Genomic DNA, 26,892 nt, shown 5'->3' on the forward strand with positions numbered 1-26,892 from the left:
GTATTGTATTAATCGGGAAGGTGGCGCCTGGCCTGTTTTTGGCCCAGTGATAGCCTTTTATTCTTCCCGCTGTCGCCTCAATGAGGCGGCGTTTTTCTCCGTTTGTCGGCGCCCCTCGAATCATTACGAGCGGTGGTATTGGGCTGTTTATTATTGGGAAGCCGTAATGATTGGCATAAAAAGCATTGCGAGCTACGTTCCTGTAGCCGGCGTGGACAATTACGCACAAGGTGCAAAATTCGAAAAGGATGAAGAATTCATCCTGGGCAAGATCGGTTCGGCCTTCCTGCCGCGCAAAGACGCTGGTCAGGAAACCTCGGACCTGTGTGTCGAAGCAGCCAATGCGCTGTTCGCCAACAATCCGGACTTGAAACGTGAAGACATCGACGTACTGATCGTCGTCACGCAGAACGGCGACGAAGAAGGCCTGCCGCACACCGCCGCCATCGTTCAGGACAAACTGGGCCTGCCGACCACCGTCGCCGCGTTCGATATTTCCCTGGGCTGCTCGGGCTACGTCTACGGCATCTACGCCATCAAGGGTTTCATGGAAGCCGCAGGCTTGAAGAATGGCCTGCTGATCACCGCAGATCCGTACTCGAAGATCGTCGACCCGGAAGACCGCAACACCACCATGCTGTTTGGCGATGCCGCCACTGCAACCTGGATGGGCGAAAACGCGCCATGGCAACTGGGCAAGGCCAAGTTCGGCACCGACGGTTCCGGTGCGCCGCACCTGAAGGTGACCGACGGGGTGTTCTTCATGAACGGCCGTCAGGTGTTCAACTTCGCGCTGCTGAAAGTCCCGGCGCACTTGCACGAACTGCTGACCGATTCGCAGCTGACCGCTGACGATATCGATGCGTTCTGCATTCACCAGGGCAGTGCCGCGATTGTCGACGCTGTGGCTCGACGCTTCGAAGGCGAGCCGGAGAAGTTCATCAAGGACATGGTCGAAACCGGCAACACCGTTTCGTCGAGTATCCCGTTGCTGCTGGAGAAACACGTACTGGACTCCACCTGGAAACGTGTGGCGTTGAGCGGTTTCGGCGTTGGTTTGTCATGGGGCTCGGCGATTATCTATCGCCCTTGATCCTTCAAAAGCCAGGCATAAAAATAGCGTTCAAGGTGTAACCTTGAGCGCTATTTTTTTTTTGCCCGAATGAAAAGCGAGGCTCCATGAGCGAGTTGTTTGAGCGCAACGGCGAGTTGATTCAGCGGCGTTGGCCCAAGGTCTGGCATCGACTGTCGGTGGAGAACAGCACCGAGTTGCGCGCTGATCTGGTGGATGGCCAGGGCTCGACATTGAGCATCAATGGCATTCAGTTGACCAGTCGCCATGACCGCACTCGCGAAGCGTTGATTCAGGCCGGCAGCCTGCCCGTCGACAGTCCGGTGGTGCATGTCTATGGCACCGGGCTGGGGGATTTGCAGCTGCAATTGCTGGAGCGAACCGGGCTTGAACGGTTGTACGTGCACATTCTGAACGGCGCGGTGTTTTCCCTGGTGCTGCAACTGCTCGATCAACAGTCGTGGCTCGCCGATTCACGAGTGGTGCTGCTGTACGCCGGCGATCTGGCGGAAATCCAGTTGCCGTACTTCGCGCTGCCTTCGGAGCTGGTGCTGGCGGACGACTACAACGCCAAGATCCGCGACCGGCTGATCAGCGAAACCCATTTGACCTTCAACAATCGCGAGTTCAATGCCGACAATCCGGAGATTGCCGAGCGTTTGCAGGCGAGTGTCGAGCGTGTTCGCGCCGATGCCGATGCTGCGGAGCTGTTTGCCACCTGTTCCGGCAGGGAAGTGTTTGTCATTGCCACCGGACCCAGCCTGGAACAGCACTTCGACACGCTGCGCGCGGTACGCGAACAGGCGCAGCGGCCGTTGTTCATTTGCGTCGATACGGCCTACCGACCGCTTATCGAGCATGGGATCAAGCCGGATGTAGTGGTCACGATTGATCAGCGTATCTCGACGCGACATTTGCCGTGCGATGCCACGCGCGATATCACGCTGGTCTACATGCCCATGGTTGATCCAGAGGTCTTGGGAGGCTGGCAGGGCAAGCGTTACGTGGCCTATTCCGCCAGCCCTGTCTATAGGGACATGCGCGAGCAGTTGCCCAAGGCCCAACTGTTTGTCGGTGGCAGTGTGATTCACCCGGCGGTGGACCTGGCGGTACACATGGGGGCCAGCCAGATCACGCTGTTCGGCGCCGATTTTGCTTTTCCGAACAACAAGACCCACGCCGGCTGGAATGACGGTGACCTTGGGCCGAACGTGGGCGCCGCCCGGCACTGGGTGCTCGATGGCCACGGTCAGCGAGTCAAGACGCAGCTCAATTTCCGCAGTTACTTGTGCGAGCTGGAACGGTACATCGCCGGGCATCCTCAGATGGCTTTCTATAACAGCAGTCGGGCAGGGGCGATGATCGTCGGCACGACGTTTCATCCGGAGCTCACGCGATGACTGAATCCTCCCTGATTGCCCAAGCGCTGCAGTGTTCTGTTTTGTTCCGTCTGGGGCGAGATGTCGAAGCGGCGCTGCTCATGGTCCAGATTTGCAGTGATGTGCAATCCGCAATGGGGCACGAGACTGTCGAGATCCAATCCCGCTGGACGGCGTTGCTCACCGACATGCAGGCCTGTCAGGAGGCGCAGGACTGGTTGGCGCTGGCCGATTATCTTGATTATGAGTTGCCCCAATTGCTGGAAGCGACCACGGCCGGTCAAGGCTTTTGACAATGTGCCGGTACAGGCGAGTCCTCGCTGTCCCGTTACCGGCATTTCCCTGACGTCACTTTTTTGGATTGGCTTGCCGCCAAGCCCTTGTTTTATGGGGGGTGGCAGTGTGATGGCAAATTTTTTTCAAAATGGCCTAAAGCAACCTGCATTCGCGACGATAACTATTACGAAGGTTCTCTAGGCCATACCCGGCGGTTGCCAGGGCCGGAAGCCGCAGTACCCAACCAACGAGGAATTCGTCATGGCTTTGACAGTAAACACCAACACTACGTCGCTGAACGTTCAGAAGAACCTGAACCGTGCTTCCGACGCGCTTTCGACTTCGATGACTCGCCTGTCTTCCGGCCTGAAAATCAACAGCGCCAAAGACGACGCCGCCGGCCTGCAAATCGCTAACCGTATGACCTCGCAGATCCGTGGTCAGACCATGGCTATCAAAAACGCCAACGACGGTGTTTCGATCGCTCAGACCGCTGAAGGCGCTCTGCAAGAGTCGACCAACATTCTGCAACGTATGCGTGAAATTGCACTGCAATCGCGAAACGACTCCAACGGCACTGCTGACCGTACCGCTCTGGACAAAGAATACCAACAGTCGGTTGCAGAACTGACCCGTATTGCTCAGTCCACCAACCTGAACGGCAAAGCGCTGATCGACGGTACTGCTGGCGCAATGGAATTCCAGGTAGGTTCGAACACTACTTCCGACAACCAGATCACTCTGACCCTGTCGACCAGCTTCGACGCCAGCGCCCTGGGCATGACCGGTACTACCATCTCCGGTACTTCCAACTCGGGTAACCACAACTCTGTATTGTCCGCGATCTCGGCCATCAACATTGCCCTGGACAAAATCAACTCCACTCGTGCTGACCTCGGTGCTGCTCAGAACCGTTTCTCCACCACGATCTCCAACCTGCAGAACATCAACGAAAACGCCAGTGCTGCACTGAGCCGCGTACAAGATACCGACTTCGCTGCTGAAACTGCACAGCTGACCAAGCAAAACACCCTGCAACAAGCTTCCACTTCGGTTCTGGCCCAGGCCAACCAACTGCCATCCGCTGTACTGAAACTGCTTCAGTAATAGCTGGGTAAGTTTTGGCGGGGGAGTGCGCACGCGCGCTCTCTCGCTTTTTCAATTTAAGAGGTGATGGACATGGATATGAGCGTGAAGCTGAACTTGTCTTATCCTGCCGCGAAGCCGGCGACGACTGTTGCTGAACAATCGGTGGAAAAGCCTCGAGCCGATGCTGCCACCGTGGCAACGGTCAAGGATGAATCAAAAGACGCGCAAAGCGAGCAGGACAAACTGAAGATGGCCGTTCAGGAAATCGAAAAGTTCGTTCAATCGATCAAGCGCAATCTGGAGTTCTCGATCGATGAACCTTCAGGCAAGGTTATCGTTAAAGTGATCGCCAGTGAGTCGGGTGAAGTGGTTCGCCAGATCCCCAACGAAGAAGTGCTCAAACTGGCCAATAGTTTGAATGATGCAAGCAGCCTGTTGTTCAGCGCTAAAGTCTGACAGCTGGCACGAATTTTGTTGCTATGTTCTTTTGGGCGTTGTAATGGTCAAAAGGCCGGCGACACACTGAAGGGAGTCCCACATGGCAAGTCCAATTCTACCGGGTCTGGGGTTAGGCTCCGGCCTTGACACCACGGCTATCGTCAAAGCTTTGGTTGATGCTGATAAATCGGCCAAGCAAACCCAGATCAACCGGCAGACGAACACCAATACATCGCAGATTTCCGGTGTCGGGACCCTCAAGAGTGTGTTGGCGAATTTCCAGGCCGCGATCAAAAACCTTGGTGATACCAAGACCCCTCAGTTCCTGGGTTACAACGCCACGAGTTCCGATCCCAAAGTGCTGACCTCTGTCGCCAGCAACTCGGCGGTCAACGGCACGTATGTCATCAAGGTCAACAACCTTGCGACATCTTCGAAAGTGGCGACCGCTGCGTTTGCCCTTGGCCCTACCAGTGCCATTCAGGACGGTACGCTCAATATCACTCAAAATGGCATTGCCCGACCGGTCACCATTCCTCCTGGCGCTACGTTGCAGACGGTGCGGGATGCGATCAACACCCAGCAAGGCGCCAATGGCTTCAGTGCCAACATTGTCACTGACTCCTTCGGTTCGCGTCTGGTCCTGGGGTCTACCGCGACCGGTTTGAATTCCGATATCACGCTCAGTGGTATTCCGGGCCTGGAAATTACCGCGGGCCAGAAAATGGGTCCCACGCCTGATGGGACTTCGGCGGGTGCCATCGGCGAACTCGCTGCGAATGCCAGCTTTACGGTTGACGGGCTGGCTATCTCCAGCAAATCCAACACCGTGGATAGCGCCATTTCCGGCCTGACACTGAATCTGGTGACGACGGGTACTTCCACTGTGACGGTCGGGCCGAACAGTGACGGTTTGAAAAAATCGATCCAGGCCTTTGTCGACGCTTTCAACCAGGTGGTCAGCACCGTCAGTACGCTGAGCAAGCCTTCCCTGGATAAAGATGGCAAGCCAACCATTCCCGCGGCATTGACCGGTGACTCGCTGGGTCGCAGTGTTCTGGCGTCGATCCGTGAACCGTTGGCAAGTACCGGTGCTGGCGACAAACTGACCGTGCTTTCGCAGTTGGGTATTACCACTAACCAGAAAACCGGTGCGCTCGATTTTGACAGCACCAAGTTCTCTGCGGCGATGGATACGCAGAAACTGGGTGGTGAAATTCAGAAGCTGTTCCTGGGTGATCCTGCGGCGACCGGCGATGCGGCCAAGGGGCTGCTGGAGCGAATGAATTCGGCGATTACGCCTTATACCGTGACTGGCAACGAAGGCATCCTTGATGCGCGTTCGGCCAGCCTGGCGAAGGTTAAAACCAACCTGGCCAGCCAGCAGGAGGCATTGGATCGTCGAGTCGCGACTCTGACAACCGTGCTGACCAAGAAGTACAACGACATGGACACTCTTGTCGGCAAGCTCAAGGCAACGGCGAGCAACATTACCTCGATGTTTGAGGCGATGAACGCACAGAAAAAAGGCTGATAGCGCGTAGGCGCCAAAAGCCCGGCAGCGAATTCCGCTTGTCGGGCTTTTTTTGTTTCGATCTAAAGATTTTTGACGCGGTGTCGATACACTGGCTATACGAATCACAAAGTTTTGATGAGGTACAGCATGAACCCGATGTTAGCCCTTCGGCAGTACCAGAAGATTGGTGCTCAGGCCCAGACTTCCGAAGCCAGCCCCCATCGCCTGGTGCAAATGCTCATGGAAGGTGGGCTGGATCGCATCGCTCAGGCCAAGGGTGCCATGGAACGCAAGGATATTCCCAACAAAGGCATTTTCATCGGCAAGGCGATCGCGATCGTCGGTGGCTTGCGTGAAGGCCTGGACCTGGAAAATTCGATTGAGTCTGTGGGTGAGCTGGACAAGCTGTACACCTACATGATGAAGCGCCTGGCAGAAGCCAACGTCAAAACCGATCCAAAGATTCTCGACGAAGTCGCCGATTTGCTTCGCACAGTCAAAGAAGGCTGGGATGCTATCGCCGCGCCGGGTCCGCAGTTTTAAGGAGATCACCATGAGTCTTGTATTGCAGCGTATCGAACACACTCGTGATGCCCTCGTCGGTGCCTTGGCCGAGCGCAATTGGGAAGCCATCGGTGAGTTGGATCTGGCTTGTCGTTCCTGCATGGAAGACGTCTTGAGTGAAGCTTCGGTAGACGAGGCCGCCTTGCGCGACAATCTTGAGGAGTTGCTGGGGGTGTACAAGCAGCTTCTGGAGGCGGCGACAGGTGAGCGACAAGCAATAGTTGATGAGATGTCGCAGATCCATCAAGCACAGAACGCTGCAAAGGTTTACCATCTGTTTGGTTAATTAATCCTCAGTTAATCCAAACATAGTGCGCCATAAATTTGACTGTGCACGGTTTTTTGACTTAACTAGTGGCTGGTTCCAGATTTCAGGCGTCTACAGGCATAACGTGTCTGCAAGCGTCTAGCTTGCCCCATCATTTCGGGCATTGAGTTGACTAGGGAAGTTGCTATTGCATGTGGCGTGAAACCAAAATTCTGCTGATTGATGACGATAGCGTCCGCCGCCGCGACCTGGCGGTGATTTTAAATTTTCTTGGCGAAGAAAATTTACCCTGCGGTAGCCATGACTGGCAGCAGGCTGTCGGCTCTTTGTCATCAAGTCGTGAAGTGATCTGTGTCCTCATCGGGACGGTCAATGCTCCTGGTGCACTTCCGGGCTTGTTAAAGACACTCTCTACCTGGGATGAGTTCCTTCCGGTTTTGTTAATGGGCGATAATTCTTCCGTTGACTTGCCAGAAGACCAGCGTCGCCGAGTGCTTTCGACCCTCGAAATGCCACCCAGCTACAGCAAACTGCTCGATTCGCTGCACCGTGCCCAGGTCTATCGAGAGATGTACGACCAGGCCCGCGAGCGCGGTCGTCATCGCGAGCCCAACCTTTTCCGCAGTCTTGTCGGCACCAGCCGGGCGATTCAACACGTCCGTCAGATGATGCAGCAAGTTGCCGACACGGACGCCAGTGTGCTGATCCTCGGCGAGTCGGGGACTGGCAAGGAAGTGGTCGCGCGCAACCTGCACTACCATTCCAAGCGTCGTGACGCGCCGTTCGTCCCGGTCAACTGCGGGGCGATCCCGGCCGAGTTGCTGGAAAGCGAATTGTTCGGCCATGAGAAGGGCGCGTTCACCGGGGCGATCACCAGTCGCGCCGGGCGCTTTGAGCTGGCCAACGGCGGCACGCTGTTCCTCGACGAAATCGGCGACATGCCGCTTCCGATGCAGGTCAAGCTGCTGCGCGTGCTGCAGGAGCGCACTTTCGAACGCGTGGGCAGCAACAAGACCCAAAGCGTCGATGTGCGCATCATCGCGGCGACTCACAAGAATCTCGAAAGCATGATCGAGATCGGCACTTTCCGCGAAGACTTGTACTACCGCCTGAACGTGTTCCCGATCGAGATGGCACCGCTGCGCGAACGTGTCGAAGACATTCCGCTGCTGATGAACGAGTTGATCTCGCGCATGGAGCACGAGAAGCGCGGTTCGATCCGTTTCAACTCCGCAGCGATCATGTCGCTGTGCCGTCACGGCTGGCCGGGCAACGTTCGCGAACTGGCCAACCTGGTGGAGCGCATGGCGATCATGCACCCGTACGGGGTGATCGGTGTGGTCGAGTTGCCGAAGAAATTCCGCTACGTCGATGACGAAGACGAGCAACTGGTCGATAGCCTGCGCAGCGATCTTGAAGAGCGCGTGGCCATCAACGGTCACACTCCGGACTTCACCGCCAACGCCATGCTGCCGCCGGAAGGCCTGGACCTGAAAGACTACCTCGGTGGTCTGGAACAGGGCCTGATCCAGCAGGCGCTGGATGATGCCAATGGCATCGTGGCGCGCGCTGCCGAGCGGTTGCGGATCCGTCGTACCACGCTGGTAGAGAAGATGCGCAAGTACGGTATGAGCCGTCGCGATGGTGATGAACAGGCGGATGATTGACGCCTGTTTTTCAAGTCGTTCATTTGTAGGCGGTTTTTTTTAGGCACGGGTATTGCTACATCCCTCGCAACGTTCCGTTTAACTGACGGTCAGCCAAGCGAGAGAGCCCGATGCCCCAAGCCGCCCAGATGTCTCCTGTCCCTGATGCTTCGGGACAAACGTCGTCCGTAGAGCAGGCAAGCCGGCTTGGCCTTGAGCAGGCTTTCGCGTTGTTCAACCAGATGTCCAGCCAGTTGACCGACTCCTACAGCATGCTTGAAGCCCGGGTCACCGAGCTCAAGGGTGAGCTGGCGGTGGTCAGCGCTCAGCGCATGCAGGAACTGGCGGAAAAAGAACGCCTGGCCAACCGTCTGCAAAACCTCCTCGATCTATTGCCCGGCGGCGTTATCGTCATCGACGCTCAGGGCATCGTGCGTGAAGCCAACCCCGCTGCTTGTGAGTTGCTCGGCCTGCCTCTCGAAGGCGAGCTGTGGCGTCATGTCATTGCCCGATGCTTCGCGCCGCGCGAAGACGACGGCCACGAAATCTCGCTCAAGGACGGTCGGCGTCTGTCGATCGCCACCCGCTCGCTGGATGCCGAGCCCGGCCAGTTGGTGTTGCTCAACGACCTGACCGAAACCCGTCATCTGCAAGATCAACTGGCTCGCCACGAACGCCTGTCTTCCCTCGGTCGAATGGTCGCGTCGCTGGCTCACCAGATTCGTACGCCGTTGTCCGCCGCATTGCTTTACGCCAGTCATTTGACCGAGCAAGAACTGCCGGTTGCCACGCAGCAACGTTTTGCCGGGCGCCTTAAAGAGCGTTTGCATGAGCTGGAGCATCAAGTGCGCGACATGCTGGTGTTCGCTCGTGGCGAGCTGCCGCTGACCGATCGCGTTACGCCGAAAATGCTGATGCAATCCTTGCAGGCAGCGGCGCTGACCCATGTGCAGGATTTGCCGGTTCGCTGGCAGTGCGACAGTCATGCGGGTGAGTTGCTGTGCAATCGCGACACGTTGGTCGGGGCGATTCTCAATCTGATCGAGAACGCGATCCAGGCCAGTGCCGGCGACGTTCGCTTGAAAGTCCATCTCTACACCCGTGACAACAACCTGCGTGTCTGCGTCAGTGACAGCGGCAGCGGCATCGATACGAAAGTGTTGGCGCGTTTGGGTGAGCCATTTTTTACCACTAAAACCACCGGGACCGGCCTTGGCCTGACCGTGGTCAAGGCCGTGGCTCGTGCCCATCAGGGAGAATTGCAGCTGCACTCGCGGTTGGGTCGCGGCACCTGCGCGCAGGTGATTCTGCCGCTGTTTTCTGATGAAAAGCGCAGTGCTCAGGGAGTGGAGTGAACGACATGGGGATCAAGGTTTTACTGGTCGAGGATGACCGCGCATTACGCGAAGCACTGACCGATACGCTGTTGCTCGCAGGGCATGACTACACAGCCGTGGGGTCGGCCGAAGAAGCGCTGGACGCCGTCGGAGTCGAGGCGTTCAACCTGGTGCTCAGTGACGTCAACATGCCGGGCATGGACGGCCATCAACTGCTCGGATTGCTGCGCGCTCGCCAGCCGCAGTTGCCGGTGCTGCTGATGACGGCGCACGGCGCCGTAGAGCGCGCGGTCGATGCGATGCGTCAGGGCGCGGCGGATTATCTGGTCAAGCCGTTCGAGCCCAAGGCTTTGCTGGATCTGGTTGCGCGGCATGCGCTGGGCAGCCTCGGCGCTGCCGACAGCGAGGGGCCTGTAGCGTTCGAGCCGGCCAGTGCGCAGTTGCTGGAATTGGCCGCACGGGTGGCGCGCAGTGATTCGACGGTGTTGATCTCCGGTGAGTCCGGGACCGGTAAAGAAGTGCTGGCGCGTTACATCCATCAGCATTCTCATCGCGCCAGCCAGCCGTTCATTGCGATCAATTGCGCGGCGATTCCCGACAACATGCTCGAGGCAACGCTGTTCGGTCACGAAAAGGGTTCGTTCACTGGCGCCATCGCGGCGCAGGCCGGCAAGTTCGAACAGGCCGACGGCGGAACCATTCTGCTCGACGAAATTTCCGAAATGCCCCTGGGGCTTCAAGCCAAGTTGCTGCGCGTGTTGCAGGAGCGCGAAGTCGAGCGGGTCGGCGCGCGCAAGCCGATCACGCTGGATATTCGGGTCGTCGCCACCACCAACCGTGACCTTGCGGGTGAAGTGGCAGCAGGGCGTTTCCGCGAAGACCTTTACTATCGCCTGTCCGTATTTCCGTTGGCCTGGCGTCCGTTGCGCGAACGCACCGCCGACATCCTGCCGCTGGCCGAGCGACTGCTGACCAAGCACGTCAATAAAATGAAGCATGCAGCGGCGCGACTGTCGCCCGAGGCGCAGGCGTGCCTGATCGGCTATCCGTGGCCGGGCAATGTGCGGGAGCTGGATAACGCGATTCAGCGTGCATTGATCCTGCAGCAGGGCGGTGTGATCCAGCCGCAGGATTTCTGCCTGGCCGGGCCGGTCGCCTGTGCGCCGTTGCCGGTATTGACCGCCGTGCCGGTGCGGGTTGCTGACGTGGAGTCCGAGTCTGCCGGTGCGTTGGGTGATGACCTGCGTCGCCGCGAATTCCAGATGATCATCGATACCTTGCGCTCTGAGCGGGGGCGTCGCAAGGAAGCGGCAGAGCGTCTGGGCATCAGCCCTCGCACCCTGCGCTACAAACTGGCGCAAATGCGTGATGCCGGAATGGATGTGGAAGCGTACCTGTTCGCCACCTGATTTTACTTTGTGGGAGTGAGCCCGCTCGCGATGGAGCCAGGAGCGACGCGTTATCGTTCACGACCATCGCGAGCAGGCTCGCTCCTGCAGAAGTTTGTGAGCTGATAAAGGGCTTTTGTTCTGGGCGGCCACGGAGATGGCACCCTTGTTGCTAACACCTCACTACCCGCCGAGTGAGTGTCAAAAAATTGCGGGTCGTCAATGAGAGTAGACCATGAGCCAAGGTATTGAATTCAATCGGTTGATGCTGGACATGCGTTCCATGCAAATGGATGCCATGTCTGCGCCGAAATCGACTGCCGCCGTCCCTGAATTGAGCGGCAGCAGCTTTTCCGACATGCTCGGTCAGGCCGTCAATAAAGTGAGCGACACCCAGCAGGCTTCCAGTCAGTTGGCCAGTGCCTTCGAGATCGGCAAGAGTGGTGTCGACCTGACGGACGTGATGATTTCCTCGCAGAAGGCCAGCGTGTCTTTCCAGGCGTTGACCCAAGTGCGTAACAAGCTGGTTCAGGCATACCAAGACATCATGCAGATGCCGGTTTAAGGACGAGATTGAGTCATGGCAGAAGCAGTCGCCGATAATGTTCCGGCCAAGGCCACACCGATAGACGGCAAACCGCCGCTGTTCGGCTTGTCCTTCCTGGAAAACCTCTCCGAGATGACCATGTTGCGTCAGGTGGGCCTGTTGGTCGGCCTGGCTGCGAGCGTGGCGATTGGCTTCGCCGTGGTGTTGTGGTCCCAACAGCCGGACTACCGGCCTCTGTACGGCAGCCTTGCCGGTATGGACGCCAAGCAAGTCATGGATACCCTGGCTGCCGCAGACATTCCCTATACCGTTGAACCGAACTCCGGTGCCTTGCTGGTCAAGGCCGATGACCTGTCCCGTGCGCGACTGAAGCTCGCGGGCGCTGGTGTCACTCCCAGCGACGGCAACATCGGTTTCGAGATTCTCGACAAGGATCAGGGACTCGGCACCAGCCAGTTCATGGAAGCGACCCGTTATCGTCGCGGCCTCGAAGGCGAACTGGCCCGGACCATCTCCAGCCTGAACAACGTCAAGGGTGCCCGCGTGCATCTGGCGATTCCGAAAAGCTCGGTGTTCGTGCGCGACGAGCGCAAGCCGAGTGCTTCGGTGCTGGTTGAGCTGTATTCCGGTCGTTCGCTGGAGCCGGGTCAGGTGGTGGCGATCATCAACCTGGTCGCGACCAGCGTTCCAGAACTCAGCAAATCGCAGATCACCGTCGTCGACCAGAAGGGCAATCTGCTCTCGGATCAGGCGGAGAACTCCGAGTTGACCATGGCCGGCAAGCAATTCGATTACAGCCGTCGCATGGAAAGCATGCTCACTCAGCGCGTGCACAACATCCTGCAACCGGTGCTGGGCAACGACCGCTATAAAGCCGAAGTCTCGGCGGACGTGGATTTCAGTGCTGTCGAGTCGACCTCCGAGCAATTCAACCCGGATCAGCCGGCGTTGCGCAGCGAGCAGTCGGTCAACGAGCAACGCACCGCCAGCAATGGCCCGCAAGGCGTACCGGGTGCTCTGAGCAACCAGCCGCCATCGCCTGCCTCGGCGCCGCAAACCACCGGTGGCGCTACCGCGTCGGCCGGCATGGTGCAGCCAGGCCAGCCACTGCTGGATGCCAACGGTCAGCAAATCATGGACCCGGCCACCGGCCAACCGATGCTGGCACCGTACCCGGCGGACAAGCGTCAACAATCCACCAAGAACTTCGAGCTCGACCGTTCCATCAGCCACACCAAACAACAGCAAGGGCGTTTGAACCGCCTGTCGGTGTCGGTAGTGGTGGACGATCAGGTCAAGATCAACGCAGCCAACGGCGAAACCACCCGTGCACCGTGGAGCGCCGACGAATTGGCGCGCTTCACCCGTCTGGTACAGGACGCCGTCGGTTTTGACGCCAGTCGTGGCGACAGCGTCAGCGTGATCAACATGCCGTTCTCCGCCGAGCGCGGTGAAGTGATTGCCGATATTCCGTTCTACTCCCAGCCGTGGTTCTGGGACATCGTCAAGCAAGTGCTGGGTGTCTTGTTCATCCTGATACTGGTGTTCGGTGTGCTGCGTCCGGTGCTCAACAACATCACCAATGGCGGCAAAGGCAAACAGCTGGCCGGTTTTGGCGGCGACGTGGAACTCGGTGGCATGGGCGGCCTGGACGGCGAACTGGCCAACGACCGCGTCAGCCTCGGCGGCCCGACCAGCATCCTGCTGCCGAGCCCGAGCGAAGGCTATGACGCACAGTTGAACGCAATCAAGAGTCTGGTGGCAGAAGATCCGGGTCGCGTGGCCCAGGTCGTGAAAGAGTGGATTAACGCAGATGAGTGATAACCGAGCCGCCGTCGCCAAACTGTCCCGGGTCGATAAAGCCGCAATCCTGCTGCTGTCCCTGGGTTCTACCGATGCCGCCCAGGTGCTGCGCCACATGGGGCCCAAAGAGGTCCAGCGTGTGGGTGTGGCCATGGCGCAGATGGGTAACGTGCACCGCGAGCAGGTCGAGCAGGTGATGAGCGAGTTCGTCGACATCGTCGGCGATCAGACCAGCCTGGGCGTCGGCTCCGACGACTACGTGCGCAAAATGCTGACTCAGGCGCTGGGCGAGGACAAGGCCAACGGCCTGATCGACCGGATCCTGCTGGGCGGCAACACCAGTGGCCTCGACAGCCTGAAGTGGATGGAACCGCGCGCCGTCGCCGACGTGATCCGTTACGAGCACCCGCAGATCCAGGCGATCGTCGTGGCGTATCTCGACCCGGACCAGGCCGGCGAAGTGCTGGGCAACTTCGACCACAAGGTGCGACTGGACATCATTCTGCGGGTTTCCTCGCTGAATACCGTGCAGCCAGCCGCCCTGAAAGAACTCAACCAGATTCTCGAGAAGCAGTTCTCCGGCAACTCGAATGCCTCGCGCACCACCCTGGGTGGCATCAAGCGTGCGGCCGACATCATGAACTTCCTCGACAGCTCGATCGAAGGTCAGCTGATGGACTCGATCCGCGAAGTCGACGAAGACCTGTCCGGTCAGATCGAAGACCTCATGTTCGTGTTCAACAACCTGTCCGATGTCGACGACCGCGGGATTCAGGCGTTGCTGCGCGAAGTCTCCTCCGATGTACTGGTACTGGCCCTCAAGGGCTCGGACGAAGGCGTCAAGGAAAAGATCTTCAAGAACATGTCCAAACGGGCGGCCGAACTGTTGCGCGACGACCTCGAGGCCAAAGGCCCGGTGCGTGTCAGCGACGTGGAAACCGCACAGAAAGAAATCCTCACCATTGCTCGCCGTATGGCCGAAGCCGGAGAAATCGTTCTCGGCGGGAAGGGCGGCGAAGAGATGATCTAAGGTCACTATGTCGTCCAAACATGATGAGTCCCAGACCGACCTGATCCGCGCCAAGGACGTCGCGGGTTTCGACACCTGGTCACTGCCCAGTTTCGACCCGCCTGCACCGGAGCCCGAGCCGGAACCAGAGCCCGAGCCGCCGGAAATGGAGGAAGTGCCGCTGGAAGAAGTCCAGCCACTGACCCTCGAAGAACTCGAAAGCATTCGCCAGGAGGCCTACAACGAAGGCTTCGCCACGGGTGAAAAAGAAGGTTTTCACAGCACCACGCTCAAGGTCCGTCAGGAAGCAGAGGCGGTCCTGGCGCCGAAAGTCGCCGCGCTTGAGCAACTGATGGCCAACCTGTTCGAGCCTATCGCCGAGCAAGACACCCAGATCGAAAAGTCGCTGGTCGACCTCGTGCAGCACATCACCAAACAGGTGATTCAACGCGAACTGGCCATCGACTCGACGCAGATCGAACACGTCATGCGCGACGCCCTCAAGCTGTTGCCGCTGGGCGTGGGCAATGTGCGGCTGTACATCAATCCGCAGGATTTCGAACAGGTCAAAGCCCTGCGCGAACGCCATGAAGAAACCTGGCGCATCGTCGAGGACGAAGCCTTGTTGCCTGGTGGTTGCCGGGTCGAGACGGAGCACAGTCGCATCGACGCCACCGTTGAAACGCGCATCGCCCGGGTCATGGACAAGCTGTTCGATCAGTTGCACGAGCAGGCCCTGCACCCGGCCGCGCCGGACCTGAGCCTGGAGCTGCCGATCGAGGCCAAACCTGCGGTCGAAGCCGAGCCGGACGTTCCCGATGCGCCTTGATCGCACCAGCTTCGCCAAGCGCCTGGGCAGTTACGCCGAGGCCACGGAACTGGCCGGCGCACCGATCCTCGAAGGCCGCTTGCTACGCATGGTCGGCCTGACCCTCGAAGCTGAAGGCCTGCGCGCCGCCATGGGCAGCCGCTGCATGGTCATCAACGACGACAGTTACCATCCGGTGCAGGTCGAAGCCGAAGTCATGGGCTTCTCCGGCAGCAAAGTCTTTCTGATGCCGGTCGGCAGTGTCGCCGGCATCGCGCCCGGCGCCCGTGTGGTGCCGTTGGCCGATACCGGTCGTCTGCCGATGGGCATGAGCATGCTCGGACGGGTGCTCGACGGCGCCGGTCGTGCGCTGGACGGCAAGGGCGGCATGAAGGCTGAAGACTGGGTGCCGATGGACGGCCCGACGATCAACCCGCTCAAGCGTCACCCGATCAGCGAGCCGCTGGACGTGGGCATTCGCTCCATCAACGGTTTGTTGACGGTCGGTCGCGGTCAGCGGCTCGGGCTGTTCGCCGGTACCGGCGTCGGCAAGAGTGTGCTGCTGGGCATGATGACCCGCTTCACCGAGGCCGACATTATCGTCGTCGGGCTGATCGGTGAACGGGGTCGAGAAGTTAAGGAATTCATCGAGCACATTCTCGGTGAAGAAGGGCTCAAGCGCTCGGTGGTCGTGGCGTCCCCGGCGGACGATGCGCCGCTGATGCGTCTGCGCGCCGCGATGTATTGCACGCGGATCGCCGAGTATTTCCGCGACAAGGGCAAGAATGTCCTGTTGCTGATGGACTCGCTGACTCGTTTCGCCCAGGCCCAGCGGGAAATCGCCCTGGCCATTGGCGAGCCGCCGGCGACCAAGGGTTATCCGCCATCGGTGTTCGCCAAGTTGCCGAAACTGGTGGAGCGAGCTGGTAACGCTGAAAAGGGCGGCGGCTCGATCACCGCGTTTTATACCGTGTTGTCCGAAGGCGATGACCAGCAGGATCCGATCGCCGACTCGGCGCGGGGTGTGCTTGACGGGCACATCGTCCTGTCTCGGCGCCTGGCTGAGGAAGGGCATTACCCGGCCATCGACATCGAAGCGTCGATCAGCCGGGTCATGCCGTCGGTGGTGTCGCCGGAACACATGGCCCGCGCCCAGTATTTCAAGCAGTTGTGGTCGCGCTATCAGCAGAGCCGCGACCTGATCAGTGTCGGCGCCTACGTCGCTGGCGGAGATCGCGAGACCGACCTGGCGATTTCCCTGCAGCCGCAGCTGGCCAAATACCTGCGCCAAGGGTTGAACGACAGCATCAGCCTGGGCGAAAGCGAATCCTATCTGGGCTCGATCTTCGCGCCTGCGGCTGGCGGTTAATCGATCATGGCCCAGAGTCGGGCAGGGCGTCTGGCGCCGGTGGTCGAAATGGCCGAAAAGGCCGAGAAAACCGCCGCTCAGCGGTTAGGCCATTTTCAGGGCCAGGTTCGAGTGGCAGAAAGCAAGCTCGCCGACCTTGAAGCCTTTCGGCTCGACTATCAGGAACAATGGATCGTGCGCGGCAGCAGCGGCGTCTCGGGCCAGTGGCTGCTGGGTTATCAGGGCTTCCTCGCGCAACTGGGCACCGCCATCGATCAGCAGCGACAAAGCCTGGCGTGGCATCAGAACAATCTGAACAAGGCACGGGAAACCTGGCAGCAGGCATTTGCCCGGGTCGAAGGCTTGCGCAAACTGGTTCAGCGTTACGCAGACGAGGCGCGACAGCTGGAAGACAGGCGCGAACAGAAGCTGATGGACGAGTTGTCCCAGCGGTTGCCGCGTGAGAGTCCGTACTGAATCAGTCAGGCCGCGTTATCGTTCTTCGCGGGCAAGCCTCGCTCCTACAGGTTTCGCATCGTCCATGATTTCGTGAACGGCACAAATCCCGCAGGAGCGAGGCTTGCCCGCGAAGGCGTCCTCAAAAACTCCGCCCCTTTCCAGCCTTGCCCCCATCTCCGTCAAGTGCTAAACCTTGTACAAGTATGTTCACCAATGACAAGGATGCCGTTCAATGTCAGTCGTTACAGAAGTCTCTCCGGATGGGCAAAAACTGACGATATCGATCAGAGGACGATTCGACTTCGCCAAACATCAGGAATTTCGCGAGTCCTACGAGAACAAGGAACTCTCTGCAGTGGTCGTCGATTTGAAAGAAGCGACCTACCTCGACAGTTCTGCACTGGGCATGCTGCTTCTGCTGCGTGATCACGCCGGTGGCGACGATTCCGACATTCGCGTCGTCAACAGCAGTACAGACGTGAAGAAGATTCTCGCCATCTCCAACTTCGACAAACTGTTCGACATCAGTTGATCAACGTGCAGCCGCTCGAGCCGCTGACGATCCTGATCGCCGAAGACAGCGCGGCCGACCGCATGCTGCTGTCGAGTATCGTCCGTCGTCAGGGCCATGAAGTGCTTACGGCCACCAATGGCGCCGAAGCGGTCGAAGCGTTCTGCCAGCAACGACCGCAACTGGTCTTGATGGACGCCATGATGCCGGTGATGGACGGTTTCGAGGCAGCACGGCAGATCAAGGCACTGGCCGGGGAAACCCTGGTGCCGATCATCTTCCTGACGTCGCTGAGCGAAAGCGAAGCCTTGGCGCGATGTCTGGAGGCCGGCGGTGACGACTTTCTGGCAAAACCCTACAACCAGGTGATCCTCGCCGCCAAAATCAAGGCAATGGACCGCTTGCGCCGGTTGCAGGCCACCGTGCTGGAGCAGCGCGACCAAATTGCCAGGCACCACGATTACCTGCTCAACGAGCAGCGTGTGGCCAAGGCCGTGTTCGACAAGGTCGCCCATTCCGGCTGCCTGAACGCCCCCAACATCCGCTACCTGCAATCGCCTTATGCGCTGTTCAATGGTGATTTGCTGCTCGCGGCGTTCACTCCGGCCGGCGACATGCACGTGCTGCTCGGCGATTTTACCGGCCATGGCTTGCCGGCCGCCGTCGGGGCGATGCCGCTGGCCGAGGTCTTCTACGGCATGACCGCCAAGGGTTATGGCCTGTCGGAAACCCTGCGCGAGATGAACGCCAAGCTCAAGCGCATCCTGCCGGTGGACATGTTCTGTTGTGCGACGCTGTTGTGCCTGAGTTTTCAGCGGCGCTCGGTGGAGGTCTGGAACGGCGGGATGCCGGACGGTTACCTGCACAGTATTGCCAGCGGCGAGCGCACACAGCTGACCGCTCGGCATTTGCCGCTTGGCGTGCTGAGCCCGCAGACGTTCGATGACCGCACCGAAGTGTTTCCGATGGCGGTCGGGGACCGGGTGTTCCTGCTGTCTGACGGGGTGATCGATACGTGCGATGCCAATGAGCAGTTGTTCGGCGTCGAGCGATTGCAGCGGGTGTTTGCGGCCAATCGTCGGCCGGATCAGCTGTTCGAGGAGATCGAGCAGGCGCTGCGGGATTTTCGCGGTGAGGCCCGCGACGATGTCAGCATGGTCGAAGTCAGCCTGTTGGAGGCTGCGCAGCTGAGTCCGCCGGCCCTGGTGTATTCCGACAGCGGTCAGTCCTGCCCGCTGGACTGGTCGGTGAGTTTCGAGTTTCGTGCGGCTACCCTCAAGCGCTTCAATCCATTGCCGTATCTTTTGCAGTTGCTGCTGGAAGTGCATGGTTTGCGCGCCCAGAGCGGTGCGCTTTACAGTGTGCTCGCGGAGTTGTACTCCAATGCACTGGAGCACGGCGTGCTGGGGCTGGACTCAAGCCTGAAACGCGATGCCTCGGGTTTTGCCCGCTATTATCAACAGCGCAATGCACGTCTGGACGAGCTGCAGGACGGCTATGTGCGGGTGCATTTGCAGGTTGCACCCAAAGGCGAGGGTGGTTGCCTGACGATTCGTGTCGAAGACAGTGGCAAGGGTTTTGATGTCGACAGGGTGATGGCGCGCCCCCTCGATGGTGCCCGTCTGTCGGGACGCGGGGTCAGTCTGATCCGCCAGTTGAGCCGTAACGCCAACTGGTCCGACGATGGTCGTAGTGCCCGCGTGGAATTTTTCTGGGAGGCTCTGGCATAATCCGCGCATTCTTGATCAAGGAGTGAGCAAGTGGCTGACACACATCTGGATCGCGACGTGCTGAGCGCGTTGCAAGAGGTCATGGAGGAAGATTATCCGACGTTGCTGGATACTTTCCTCGCCGATTCCGAAGAGCGCTTGAGTCTGTTGCACAAGGCTGGCGATGCGGAGACGCTCGGTGCCACGGCGCACAGTTTCAAGGGCAGTTGCAGCAACATGGGCGCCATGCGCCTCGCCGAGCTGTGCAATGAGCTCGAGCAACTCAGCAAGCAGAAGTCTCTGGAAGGCATCGAGAAACTGGTCGGAGAAATCGATGGCGAATTCGCCATTATCCGTCCCCTCTATGAAGCAGAGCGCCAGCGCTCTCTCGCTGATAATGCGACCGTCCGGCGTTTTTAACGCCGCTTAAGCAAAACTGGCGCAACCCTTGCAGATATCACCGCAACTGTACCTACGATCCCAGTGCAGCGGAGACCGTTTCATGCCCGTTACCCCCAATATTCTTCTTCAGGCCGCCGCTCAGGCCAAGACTCAAGCCGCCTCCGCCAATCCACCGGCGCTGTCCGCTGAGCCCGGGGACAAAGCCTCCAGCTTCGCTCAGGTCTACGCCAATCAAGCCCAGAACAAGCCCTCGGCGGCCACCGATGGATCGCCGAAGCCGGTGCGCGATAAAGCCCCGGACAGCCCCGATAAAAAGAGCGTCGGCAACGACAATGCTGCCGCCCCGGAACCGACGGTTGCCGATAGCGGCAAAACCTTGCCCGCCGATAAACCGGCGCCGGCCGACGACAAGGCTGCCAGCGATGATACCGCAGAGGCCGCGGATACCGCAGAAACCCCGGTAGTCGTCGACACGGCGCCGGTTGATCTGGCTCTCGATCCGTCATTGCTGCCAGCGTTGCAAGCCGTGGTGGCAGCTCCGGTTCCGCAAGCACCGCCAGTGGTGGTCACTGAGCAGCCGCAAGTGCAGGCGCCTCCTGTTGCTGCGCCAGTGGCGGCGGTACAGGTTGCCGCACCGGCGGATGACGCGTTCGATCCTGAAGCCGATCCGCTGGATGCGCTGCCGGCCGTGCGTATGGCCATGGAGCAGGGCGGTCATATTTCCGCTGCCAGTCAGGCGCAACTCAAGGCAGCACCGACGGCTGCTCAGGCCCAGGCTGATGGCGAACCCACCTCGGCACAGAACTTTGCCGCCGGCATGGCGGGCATGCTCGATGTGCAGGCGGACAAGGACAGTACCAGCCAGGGCGGTGAGAAAACCTTCAGTGGGTTGATCGATGACGGCCTCAAGGACTTGAAGTCGGCGAGCAGCGATACTCGTGTCGATGACTTCGCCAACCGTCTGGCGGCGCTGACTCAGGCAGCTACACCGAAAACCGCCAACGCGGTACCGGTGAATCAGCCGATCACGATGAATCAAAGCGGCTGGACCGAAGAAATCGTGAACCGGGTCATGTACCTGTCCAGCGCCAATCTCAAGGCGGCCGATATCCAGTTGCAACCCGCCGAACTGGGTCGCCTCGACATTCGGGTGAACATGGTGCCGGACCAGCAGACCCAAGTGACCTTCATGAGCGCGCATCCAAGCGTTCGCGAAGCGCTCGATGGTCAGATGCACCGCTTGCGTGACATGTTCGCGCAGCAGGGCATGGGGCAGGTTGATGTCAACGTGTCCGACCAGTCGCGTGGTTGGCAGGGGCAGGGTCAGGAACAACAGGCTCAGCAGGGGCAGGGCGGGCGCAGCAACGCCAGCGGTGGTCGCCTCGATGGTGTGGATGAAGAGCTCGCACCGACCGTTGCCGAAGTCGCGGCCAGTACCACCAGTGTCATCGGTTCCAGCGCCGTCGACTACTACGCCTGATCAAACGCAATCCCTTGTAGGAGCGAGCGGTTCGGCGTTCCGACTTGCCCGCGAAGAACGATGTTGCGGTTTAACTGACAAACCGCGTTATCGTTCTTCGCGGGCAAGCCTCGCTCCTACAAGTGCGGTATTCGCCGATCATTCGCTGTCTCCAATACCTCCCGACACTTCTGGCATAACACTTGCTCTTGCCTTGCCGTGCGACTGTGAAAACCCGAATAGTGACGGATTATTGGCATGGCGAAGAGCGAAGCAGTAGTAAAAGACCCCGCAACCAAAGGCAAAATCAAGCTGATCATTGTGATCGTGGTGGCCCTGCTGCTGGCGATCGGCTTGTCCGTGGGAGCGACCTGGTTCTTCATGCACAGCGCTCAGAGCAAACCTGCCGCCGTGGTTGAAACTGCCCCGGCCGGCAAGCAACCAGCGGTTTTCGAGCAAATGGCGCCGGCCTTCGTGGCCAACTACAACCAGAACGGCCGCCAGCGCTTCATGCAGGTGAGCATCACCATGCAGGGCCGCAATCAGGCTGACCTGGAAGCCCTGAAAGTCCACATGCCGGTCATCCGCAACAACCTTGTCATGCTGTTCTCCGGGCAGGATTTCGCGACCCTGGCGTCGCCGGTCGGTCAGGAAATGCTGCGCCAGAAAGCCACGGCCAGCGTCCAGGAAGTGGCGCAGAAAGAGCTCGGCAAAGTGGTCATCGAACAGTTGCTTTTCACTAATTTCGTACTGCAGTAGGAACACGACATGGCCGTGCAGGACCTGCTGTCCCAGGATGAGATCGATGCGCTGTTGCATGGTGTCGACGATGGTCTGGTACAGACCGATACCGCTGCCGAACCCGGCAGTGTCAAAAGCTACGACCTGACCAGCCAGGATCGCATCGTCCGTGGACGCATGCCGACCCTGGAAATGATCAACGAGCGTTTCGCCCGCTACACCCGCATCAGCATGTTCAACATGCTGCGCCGCTCGGCGGACGTTGCCGTCGGTGGTGTGCAGGTGATGAAGTTTGGCGAATACGTGCACTCGCTGTACGTGCCGACCAGCCTCAACCTGGTCAAGATCAAGCCGTTGCGCGGCACGGCGCTGTTCATCCTCGACGCCAAACTGGTGTTCAAACTGGTGGACAACTTCTTCGGCGGCGACGGCCGTCACGCGAAGATCGAAGGGCGTGAATTCACCCCGACCGAACTGCGTGTGGTGCGCATGGTGCTGGAGCAGGCCTTCGTCGATCTGAAGGAAGCCTGGCAGGCGATCATGGAAGTGAACTTCGAGTACATCAACTCGGAAGTGAACCCGGCCATGGCCAACATCGTCGGCCCGAGCGAAGCCATTGTGGTGTCGACCTTCCACATCGAACTCGATGGCGGTGGCGGCGACCTGCACGTGACCATGCCGTACTCGATGATCGAGCCGGTGCGCGAAATGCTCGACGCCGGCTTCCAGTCGGACCTCGACGATCAGGACGAGCGTTGGGTCAATGCCCTGCGCCAGGACGTGCTCGACGTCGACGTGCCGATCGGTGCCACGGTTGCCCGTCGCCAGTTGCGCCTGCGCGACATTCTGCACATGCAGCCGGGGGACATTATCCCGGTCGAAATGCCGGAAGAAATGATCATGCGCGCCAATGGCGTGCCTGCGTTCAAGGTCAAGATGGGCTCGCACAAAGGCAACCTCGCGTTGCAAGTGATCGAGCCGATCGAGCGCCGTTGACCGGCGCCTCTACATATTCGCTTTTAACTGACGGCTGCCCTCTGATGGGTTGCCCGCCGAGGACACATGATGGCTGACGATATGAATACCCAGGACGACCAGGCGCTGGCTGACGAATGGGCTGCGGCCCTGGAAGAAACCGGCGATGCCGGGCAGGACGACATTGACGCCTTGCTGGCGGCTGACGCTGCTGGTTCGTCGTCGAACCGTCTGCCGATGGAAGAATTCGGCAGCGTGCCGAAAAACAACGATCCGGTAACCCTGGACGGTCCGAACCTGGACGTGATCCTCGACATCCCGGTGTCGATTTCCATGGAAGTCGGCAGCACCGACATCAACATCCGTAACCTGCTGCAGCTCAACCAGGGTTCGGTAATCGAGCTCGATCGCCTGGCCGGTGAGCCGCTGGACGTGCTGGTCAACGGTACGTTGATCGCTCACGGTGAAGTGGTGGTGGTCAACGAGAAGTTCGGCATCCGCCTGACCGACGTGATCAGCCCAAGCGAACGCATCAAGAAGCTGCGCTGAGTGAAAAAGCTTTCGGGGTTGTTACTGGCCTTGCCGTTCAGTGCGTTGGCGGCCGAACCGGCGGCTAATGCTGCCGTGGCTGCGGCACCTGCTGTCAGTAGCGGTGTGGCGGGCCAGTTGACGCAATTGGTGCTCGGTCTGCTGCTGGTGCTGGGGTTGATCTTCTTCCTCGCCTGGCTTCTGCGCCGGGTCCAGCAGGCCGGGCCTGTGGGCAAGGCGCAGGTGATCGAGTTGATCGGTTCCCGGGCGCTGGGTCCGCGTGACCGATTGATGCTGGTGCAGGTCGGCAACGAGCAGATTCTGCTCGGTTTGAGCCCCGGCACCATCACCGCGCTGCATGTGCTCAAGGAGCCGGTGCACGTACCGGTCACCGAGAAAGCGACCCCGGAATTTGCCCTGCGCCTGATGGAACTGATGGGCAAGGATCAGAAGGATAAGAAGTAATGGGTGCGCTACGCATCATCTTGACGCTGGCCCTGATGCTGGCCGCGCCGCTGGCCTTCGCCGCCGATCCGTTGTCGATCCCGGCGATCACCCTGGGCACCAACGCACAGGGTGCTCAGGAATATTCGGTCAGCCTGCAAATCCTGCTGATCATGACCGCGCTGAGTTTCATTCCGGCGTTCGTCATGCTGATGACCAGCTTCACGCGGATCATCATCGTCTTCTCGATCCTGCGTCAGGCCCTGGGCCTGCAGCAGACGCCGTCGAACCAGATCCTCACGGGCATGGCGCTGTTTCTGACCCTGTTCATCATGGCGCCGGTGTTTGACCGGGTGAACCAGGATGCCTTGCAGCCGTATCTGGCGGAAAAACTCACCGCCCAGGATGCCGTGGCCAAGGCTCAGGTGCCGATCAAGGACTTCATGCTGGCGCAGACGCGCAGCAGCGATCTGGAACTGTTCATGCGCCTGTCCAAGCGCACGGACATTGCCACGCCGGATCAGGCGCCGCTGACCATTCTGGTGCCGGCCTTCGTCACGTCCGAGCTGAAAACTGCGTTCCAGATCGGCTTCATGATCTTCATTCCGTTCCTGATCATCGACCTGGTCGTCGCCAGTGTGCTGATGGCCATGGGTATGATGATGCTCTCGCCGCTGATCATTTCCCTGCCGTTCAAGATCATGCTGTTCGTGCTGGTGGATGGCTGGGCGCTGATCATCGGGACATTGGCGAGTAGCTTCGGCGGTGTTTCGCCATGACGCCGGAAGTCGCGGTAGACATCTTTCGTGAAGCGCTCTGGCTGACCACCATGATGGTCGCCGTGCTGGTGATTCCGAGTCTGCTGGTGGGTCTGCTGGTCGCGATGTTCCAGGCGGCCACGCAGATCAACGAACAAACCCTGAGCTTCTTGCCGCGCCTGCTGGTCATGCTGGTGACGCTGATCGTTGCCGGTCCGTGGCTGGTGCAGACGTTCATGGAATACATCCTGCAGTTGTACGGCAATATTCCTCGGGTCATCGGCTAAGCCATGCAGTCACTGCTGCAACTGACCGATACCCAGATCAGCACCTGGGTGGCGACGTTCATGTTGCCCCTGTTTCGCATCGGTGGCTTGCTGATGGTCATGCCGGTTTTCGGTACGACCCTGGTGCCCCAGCGGGTGCGTCTGTATTTCGCCCTGGCGATCACGCTCGTGATTGCGCCCGGGTTGCCGCCGATGCCGCCGGTCAATGCACTGGACTTGAGCGGGCTGCTGCTGATTGCCGAGCAGATCCTCATTGGCGCGGTGATGGGGTTCGCCCTGCAACTGTTCTTCCAGGCCTTCGTGGTCGCCGGGCAGATCGTTTCGATTCAGATGGGCATGGGCTTCGCGTCGATGGTCGACCCCACCAACGGCGTGTCGGTGGCGGTGATCGGGCAGTTTTTCACCATGCTGGTGACGCTGTTGTTCCTGGCCATGAATGGCCACTTGGTGGTCTTCGAAATTCTCACTGAAAGTTTCACCACGCTCCCGGTCGGTAGCGGCTTTATGGTTTCGCAATTCTGGGACCTGGCCGGCAAGCTCGGTTGGGTGCTGGGTGCGGCATTGTTGCTGGTGCTGCCGGCGATCACGGCGCTGCTGGTGGTCAACATCGCGTTTGGCGTGATGACCCGCGCCGCTCCGCAACTGAACATCTTTTCCATCGGCTTCCCGCTGACCCTGGTGCTCGGGCTGTTCATTGTCTGGGTCGGGCTGGCGGACATCATCAATCAGTACCAACCGCTGGCTACCGAGGCCTTGCAGTGGTTGCGCGAACTGGCACGGGCGCGCTGAGTCATGGCTGAGAGCGAAAGCGGTCAGGACAAAACAGAAGACCCCACGGAGAAACGTAAAAAGGACTCCAGGGACAAGGGCGAGATTGCTCGCTCCAAAGAGCTCAACACCTTGGCGATCATGCTTGCCGGTGCCGGTGCGCTGCTGATTTTTGGCGGGGCTTTGGCGCAGGACATGATGGAGCTGATGCGCATGAACTTCACGCTGTCGCGGGAAGTGATTCTGGATCAGCGCAGCATGGGCACCTTCCTGCTGCACTCGGGGCAGATTGCCCTGTTGGCGATTCAGCCGGTGATGATCACCTTGCTGCTGGCGGCATTTCTCGGCCCGATTTCCCTCGGCGGCTGGCTGTTCGCGGCAGGCTCGATGGCGCCGAAATTCAGTCGCATGAACCCCGGTGCGGGGCTGAAGCGGATGTTCTCGGCCAAGGCGCTGGTGGAACTGCTCAAGGCCCTGGCGAAGTTTTTCATTGTGCTGTTCGTCGCGCTGGCGGTGTTGAATTCCGACATCGACGACCTGATGCGCATTGCGCACGAGCCGTTGGAAATGGCGATCATTCACAGCCTGCAAGTGGTCGGCTGGAGCACCCTGTGGATGGCGTGCGGCTTGATCATCATCGCCGCCGTCGACGTGCCGGTGCAGCTCTGGGAAAGCCACAAGAAGCTGCTGATGACCAAGCAGGAAGTGCGCGACGAGCACAAGGATCAGGAGGGGAGGCCGGAGGTCAAGCAGCGCATTCGCCAGTTGCAGCGCGAGATGTCCCAGCGCCGGATGATGGCGGCCATTCCTGAGGCCGATGTGGTCATTACCAACCCGACTCACTATGCCGTGGCGCTCAAATACGACCCGGACAAGGGCTCGGCACCGATGCTGATTGCCAAGGGCAGTGATTTCCTGGCCCTGAAAATCCGTGAAATCGCCGTGGCCAACGAGGTGCTGCTGCTGGAGTCTCCGGCCCTGGCGCGTTCGATCTATTACTCCACGGAGCTGGAGCAGGAAATTCCTGGCGGGCTTTATCTGGCGGTCGCTCAGGTATTGGCTTACGTCTACCAGATCCGACAGTACCGCGCGGGCAAGGGCAAGCGGCCGGATCCGCTCAAGGATGACTTGCCGATTCCACCGGATCTGCGCCGCGATTCCTGAGTTTTGCGCTAGTCGTGCCGACGCCTTCGCGGGCAAGCCACGCTCCTACAGGTTTTGCGTCGACCACAAAAACATCTGTGCCATCCGTCCTGTAGGAGCGTGGCTTGCCCGCGAAAGCGTCAGCCCGAACAGCACAAATCCCCCTGATAAACCCCTCTGTTCCAAGCGCTCGGCAAAAGTTGGAAGGCTTCTTGCAGTA

Annotated in this window: 29 protein-coding genes; all 29 read left to right on the forward strand. The window is 59.5% G+C overall.

Features of this window, described 5'->3' with window-relative positions; all coding sequences use genetic code 11:
- Positions 1–166 precede the first annotated feature (166 nt).
- The 29 genes from ACM6IO_RS13130 to flhB all read left to right on the forward strand — a co-directional run bounded on the left by ACM6IO_RS13130 (position 167) and on the right by flhB (position 26,693).
- Positions 167–1,093, forward strand: a complete 927-nt coding sequence (locus ACM6IO_RS13130; protein ID WP_008035244.1) for a ketoacyl-ACP synthase III — start codon at positions 167–169, stop codon at positions 1,091–1,093.
- Positions 1,094–1,179: 86 nt separating this feature from the next.
- On the forward strand, positions 1,180–2,472 hold the full coding sequence (locus tag ACM6IO_RS13135; RefSeq protein WP_414911604.1) for a motility associated factor glycosyltransferase family protein: 1,293 nt from the start codon (positions 1,180–1,182) through the stop codon (positions 2,470–2,472).
- Positions 2,469–2,744, forward strand: coding sequence for a hypothetical protein (locus tag ACM6IO_RS13140; RefSeq protein ID WP_414911605.1), 276 nt, complete (start codon positions 2,469–2,471; stop codon positions 2,742–2,744). Before ACM6IO_RS13135 ends, ACM6IO_RS13140 begins: the two co-directional genes overlap by 4 nt.
- Before the next feature lie 244 nt (positions 2,745–2,988).
- Positions 2,989–3,834: a flagellin domain-containing protein gene (locus ACM6IO_RS13145; RefSeq protein WP_008044606.1), complete on the forward strand. Its 846-nt coding sequence runs from the start codon at positions 2,989–2,991 to the stop codon at positions 3,832–3,834.
- Between the two features lie 72 nt (positions 3,835–3,906).
- On the forward strand, positions 3,907–4,272 hold the full coding sequence (locus tag ACM6IO_RS13150) for a flagellar protein FlaG (RefSeq protein WP_008044605.1): 366 nt from the start codon (positions 3,907–3,909) through the stop codon (positions 4,270–4,272).
- An 82-nt stretch (positions 4,273–4,354) separates the two neighbouring features.
- Positions 4,355–5,788 (forward strand): flagellar filament capping protein FliD, encoded by a 1,434-nt coding sequence (gene fliD / locus ACM6IO_RS13155; protein WP_192226036.1) that lies wholly within the window; start codon positions 4,355–4,357, stop codon positions 5,786–5,788.
- A 129-nt stretch (positions 5,789–5,917) separates the two neighbouring features.
- Positions 5,918–6,313 carry a flagellar export chaperone FliS gene (gene fliS / locus ACM6IO_RS13160; protein WP_008044602.1) on the forward strand — a complete coding sequence of 132 codons (396 nt, stop codon included), beginning with the start codon at positions 5,918–5,920 and terminating at the stop codon, positions 6,311–6,313.
- 10 nt (positions 6,314–6,323) lie between these two features.
- Positions 6,324–6,620 (forward strand): hypothetical protein, encoded by a 297-nt coding sequence (locus ACM6IO_RS13165; protein WP_008044601.1) that lies wholly within the window; start codon positions 6,324–6,326, stop codon positions 6,618–6,620.
- Positions 6,621–6,793: 173 nt separating this feature from the next.
- Positions 6,794–8,269, forward strand: a complete 1,476-nt coding sequence (locus tag ACM6IO_RS13170) for a sigma-54 dependent transcriptional regulator (RefSeq protein WP_008044600.1) — start codon at positions 6,794–6,796, stop codon at positions 8,267–8,269.
- Between the two features lie 110 nt (positions 8,270–8,379).
- The gene (locus ACM6IO_RS13175) at positions 8,380–9,603 is read left to right on the forward strand and encodes a sensor histidine kinase (protein WP_404943246.1); all 1,224 of its coding nucleotides are present in this window, start codon (positions 8,380–8,382) and stop codon (positions 9,601–9,603) included.
- A gap of 5 nt (positions 9,604–9,608) precedes the next feature.
- Positions 9,609–10,994, forward strand: a complete 1,386-nt coding sequence (locus ACM6IO_RS13180) for a sigma-54-dependent transcriptional regulator (protein ID WP_414911606.1) — start codon at positions 9,609–9,611, stop codon at positions 10,992–10,994.
- A gap of 214 nt (positions 10,995–11,208) precedes the next feature.
- Entirely contained in the window at positions 11,209–11,538 is a 330-nt protein-coding gene (fliE, locus tag ACM6IO_RS13185) for a flagellar hook-basal body complex protein FliE (protein WP_008044594.1), read from the forward strand.
- A gap of 15 nt (positions 11,539–11,553) precedes the next feature.
- The gene (gene fliF, locus ACM6IO_RS13190; RefSeq protein ID WP_008044586.1) at positions 11,554–13,341 is read left to right on the forward strand and encodes a flagellar basal-body MS-ring/collar protein FliF; all 1,788 of its coding nucleotides are present in this window, start codon (positions 11,554–11,556) and stop codon (positions 13,339–13,341) included.
- Positions 13,334–14,353: a flagellar motor switch protein FliG gene (gene fliG, locus ACM6IO_RS13195; RefSeq protein WP_003184041.1), complete on the forward strand. Its 1,020-nt coding sequence runs from the start codon at positions 13,334–13,336 to the stop codon at positions 14,351–14,353. Before fliF ends, fliG begins: the two co-directional genes overlap by 8 nt.
- Before the next feature lie 7 nt (positions 14,354–14,360).
- Positions 14,361–15,161 (forward strand): flagellar assembly protein FliH, encoded by an 801-nt coding sequence (fliH, locus tag ACM6IO_RS13200; protein ID WP_192226040.1) that lies wholly within the window; start codon positions 14,361–14,363, stop codon positions 15,159–15,161.
- Positions 15,151–16,509, forward strand: a complete 1,359-nt coding sequence (gene fliI, locus ACM6IO_RS13205; RefSeq protein ID WP_192226042.1) for a flagellar protein export ATPase FliI — start codon at positions 15,151–15,153, stop codon at positions 16,507–16,509. Before fliH ends, fliI begins: the two co-directional genes overlap by 11 nt.
- A gap of 6 nt (positions 16,510–16,515) precedes the next feature.
- Positions 16,516–16,965, forward strand: coding sequence for a flagellar export protein FliJ (gene fliJ, locus ACM6IO_RS13210; RefSeq protein WP_008024572.1), 450 nt, complete (start codon positions 16,516–16,518; stop codon positions 16,963–16,965).
- 214 nt (positions 16,966–17,179) lie between these two features.
- Positions 17,180–17,479, forward strand: coding sequence for an STAS domain-containing protein (locus tag ACM6IO_RS13215; RefSeq protein ID WP_223436157.1), 300 nt, complete (start codon positions 17,180–17,182; stop codon positions 17,477–17,479).
- Between the two features lie 5 nt (positions 17,480–17,484).
- Positions 17,485–19,188, forward strand: a complete 1,704-nt coding sequence (locus tag ACM6IO_RS13220; RefSeq protein WP_414911607.1) for an ATP-binding SpoIIE family protein phosphatase — start codon at positions 17,485–17,487, stop codon at positions 19,186–19,188.
- 30 nt (positions 19,189–19,218) lie between these two features.
- A complete protein-coding gene (locus ACM6IO_RS13225) occupies positions 19,219–19,587 on the forward strand; it encodes an Hpt domain-containing protein (RefSeq protein ID WP_280163294.1) in 369 nt (122 codons plus the stop codon).
- Positions 19,588–19,669: 82 nt separating this feature from the next.
- Entirely contained in the window at positions 19,670–21,049 is a 1,380-nt protein-coding gene (locus ACM6IO_RS13230; protein ID WP_414911608.1) for a flagellar hook-length control protein FliK, read from the forward strand.
- A 237-nt stretch (positions 21,050–21,286) separates the two neighbouring features.
- Positions 21,287–21,787, forward strand: a complete 501-nt coding sequence (fliL, locus tag ACM6IO_RS13235; RefSeq protein ID WP_008039807.1) for a flagellar basal body-associated protein FliL — start codon at positions 21,287–21,289, stop codon at positions 21,785–21,787.
- A 9-nt stretch (positions 21,788–21,796) separates the two neighbouring features.
- Positions 21,797–22,765 (forward strand): flagellar motor switch protein FliM, encoded by a 969-nt coding sequence (gene fliM, locus ACM6IO_RS13240; protein ID WP_008024584.1) that lies wholly within the window; start codon positions 21,797–21,799, stop codon positions 22,763–22,765.
- A 69-nt stretch (positions 22,766–22,834) separates the two neighbouring features.
- A complete protein-coding gene (fliN, locus tag ACM6IO_RS13245; RefSeq protein ID WP_008039811.1) occupies positions 22,835–23,293 on the forward strand; it encodes a flagellar motor switch protein FliN in 459 nt (152 codons plus the stop codon).
- Positions 23,294–23,737 (forward strand): flagellar biosynthetic protein FliO, encoded by a 444-nt coding sequence (fliO, locus tag ACM6IO_RS13250; RefSeq protein ID WP_414911609.1) that lies wholly within the window; start codon positions 23,294–23,296, stop codon positions 23,735–23,737. It abuts the gene before it with no gap.
- On the forward strand, positions 23,737–24,495 hold the full coding sequence (fliP, locus tag ACM6IO_RS13255; RefSeq protein WP_008039813.1) for a flagellar type III secretion system pore protein FliP: 759 nt from the start codon (positions 23,737–23,739) through the stop codon (positions 24,493–24,495). Before fliO ends, fliP begins: the two co-directional genes overlap by 1 nt.
- Positions 24,492–24,761 (forward strand): flagellar biosynthesis protein FliQ, encoded by a 270-nt coding sequence (fliQ, locus tag ACM6IO_RS13260; RefSeq protein ID WP_008024593.1) that lies wholly within the window; start codon positions 24,492–24,494, stop codon positions 24,759–24,761. Before fliP ends, fliQ begins: the two co-directional genes overlap by 4 nt.
- A 3-nt stretch (positions 24,762–24,764) precedes the next feature.
- Entirely contained in the window at positions 24,765–25,550 is a 786-nt protein-coding gene (gene fliR / locus ACM6IO_RS13265; protein WP_008039814.1) for a flagellar biosynthetic protein FliR, read from the forward strand.
- 3 nt (positions 25,551–25,553) lie between these two features.
- A complete protein-coding gene (gene flhB, locus ACM6IO_RS13270; protein WP_414911610.1) occupies positions 25,554–26,693 on the forward strand; it encodes a flagellar biosynthesis protein FlhB in 1,140 nt (379 codons plus the stop codon).
- Positions 26,694–26,892 lie beyond the last annotated feature (199 nt).

It is taken from the genome of Pseudomonas sp. IT-P44 (genome assembly GCF_949768225.1).
In the GTDB taxonomy this organism is placed as follows: Bacteria; Pseudomonadota; Gammaproteobacteria; order Pseudomonadales; family Pseudomonadaceae; genus Aquipseudomonas; species Aquipseudomonas migulae.

Coding starts and splice junctions, on each gene's coding strand:
- ACM6IO_RS13230 (WP_414911608.1), top strand. CDS start 19,670: ATGCCCGTTACCCCCAATATTCTTCTTCAGGCCGCCGCTCAGGCCAAG.
- fliN (WP_008039811.1), top strand. CDS start 22,835: ATGGCTGACGATATGAATACCCAGGACGACCAGGCGCTGGCTGACGAA.
- fliM (WP_008024584.1), top strand. CDS start 21,797: ATGGCCGTGCAGGACCTGCTGTCCCAGGATGAGATCGATGCGCTGTTG.
- fliE (WP_008044594.1), top strand. CDS start 11,209: ATGAGCCAAGGTATTGAATTCAATCGGTTGATGCTGGACATGCGTTCC.
- ACM6IO_RS13170 (WP_008044600.1), top strand. CDS start 6,794: ATGTGGCGTGAAACCAAAATTCTGCTGATTGATGACGATAGCGTCCGC.
- ACM6IO_RS13180 (WP_414911606.1), top strand. CDS start 9,609: ATGGGGATCAAGGTTTTACTGGTCGAGGATGACCGCGCATTACGCGAA.
- ACM6IO_RS13175 (WP_404943246.1), top strand. CDS start 8,380: ATGCCCCAAGCCGCCCAGATGTCTCCTGTCCCTGATGCTTCGGGACAA.
- fliQ (WP_008024593.1), top strand. CDS start 24,492: ATGACGCCGGAAGTCGCGGTAGACATCTTTCGTGAAGCGCTCTGGCTG.
- ACM6IO_RS13150 (WP_008044605.1), top strand. CDS start 3,907: ATGGATATGAGCGTGAAGCTGAACTTGTCTTATCCTGCCGCGAAGCCG.
- ACM6IO_RS13145 (WP_008044606.1), top strand. CDS start 2,989: ATGGCTTTGACAGTAAACACCAACACTACGTCGCTGAACGTTCAGAAG.
- fliP (WP_008039813.1), top strand. CDS start 23,737: ATGGGTGCGCTACGCATCATCTTGACGCTGGCCCTGATGCTGGCCGCG.
- fliL (WP_008039807.1), top strand. CDS start 21,287: ATGGCGAAGAGCGAAGCAGTAGTAAAAGACCCCGCAACCAAAGGCAAA.
- ACM6IO_RS13165 (WP_008044601.1), top strand. CDS start 6,324: ATGAGTCTTGTATTGCAGCGTATCGAACACACTCGTGATGCCCTCGTC.
- fliJ (WP_008024572.1), top strand. CDS start 16,516: ATGGCCCAGAGTCGGGCAGGGCGTCTGGCGCCGGTGGTCGAAATGGCC.
- fliR (WP_008039814.1), top strand. CDS start 24,765: ATGCAGTCACTGCTGCAACTGACCGATACCCAGATCAGCACCTGGGTG.
- fliD (WP_192226036.1), top strand. CDS start 4,355: ATGGCAAGTCCAATTCTACCGGGTCTGGGGTTAGGCTCCGGCCTTGAC.
- ACM6IO_RS13135 (WP_414911604.1), top strand. CDS start 1,180: ATGAGCGAGTTGTTTGAGCGCAACGGCGAGTTGATTCAGCGGCGTTGG.
- ACM6IO_RS13140 (WP_414911605.1), top strand. CDS start 2,469: ATGACTGAATCCTCCCTGATTGCCCAAGCGCTGCAGTGTTCTGTTTTG.
- fliS (WP_008044602.1), top strand. CDS start 5,918: ATGAACCCGATGTTAGCCCTTCGGCAGTACCAGAAGATTGGTGCTCAG.
- fliG (WP_003184041.1), top strand. CDS start 13,334: ATGAGTGATAACCGAGCCGCCGTCGCCAAACTGTCCCGGGTCGATAAA.
- ACM6IO_RS13215 (WP_223436157.1), top strand. CDS start 17,180: ATGTCAGTCGTTACAGAAGTCTCTCCGGATGGGCAAAAACTGACGATA.
- flhB (WP_414911610.1), top strand. CDS start 25,554: ATGGCTGAGAGCGAAAGCGGTCAGGACAAAACAGAAGACCCCACGGAG.
- ACM6IO_RS13130 (WP_008035244.1), top strand. CDS start 167: ATGATTGGCATAAAAAGCATTGCGAGCTACGTTCCTGTAGCCGGCGTG.
- fliF (WP_008044586.1), top strand. CDS start 11,554: ATGGCAGAAGCAGTCGCCGATAATGTTCCGGCCAAGGCCACACCGATA.
- fliH (WP_192226040.1), top strand. CDS start 14,361: ATGTCGTCCAAACATGATGAGTCCCAGACCGACCTGATCCGCGCCAAG.
- fliI (WP_192226042.1), top strand. CDS start 15,151: ATGCGCCTTGATCGCACCAGCTTCGCCAAGCGCCTGGGCAGTTACGCC.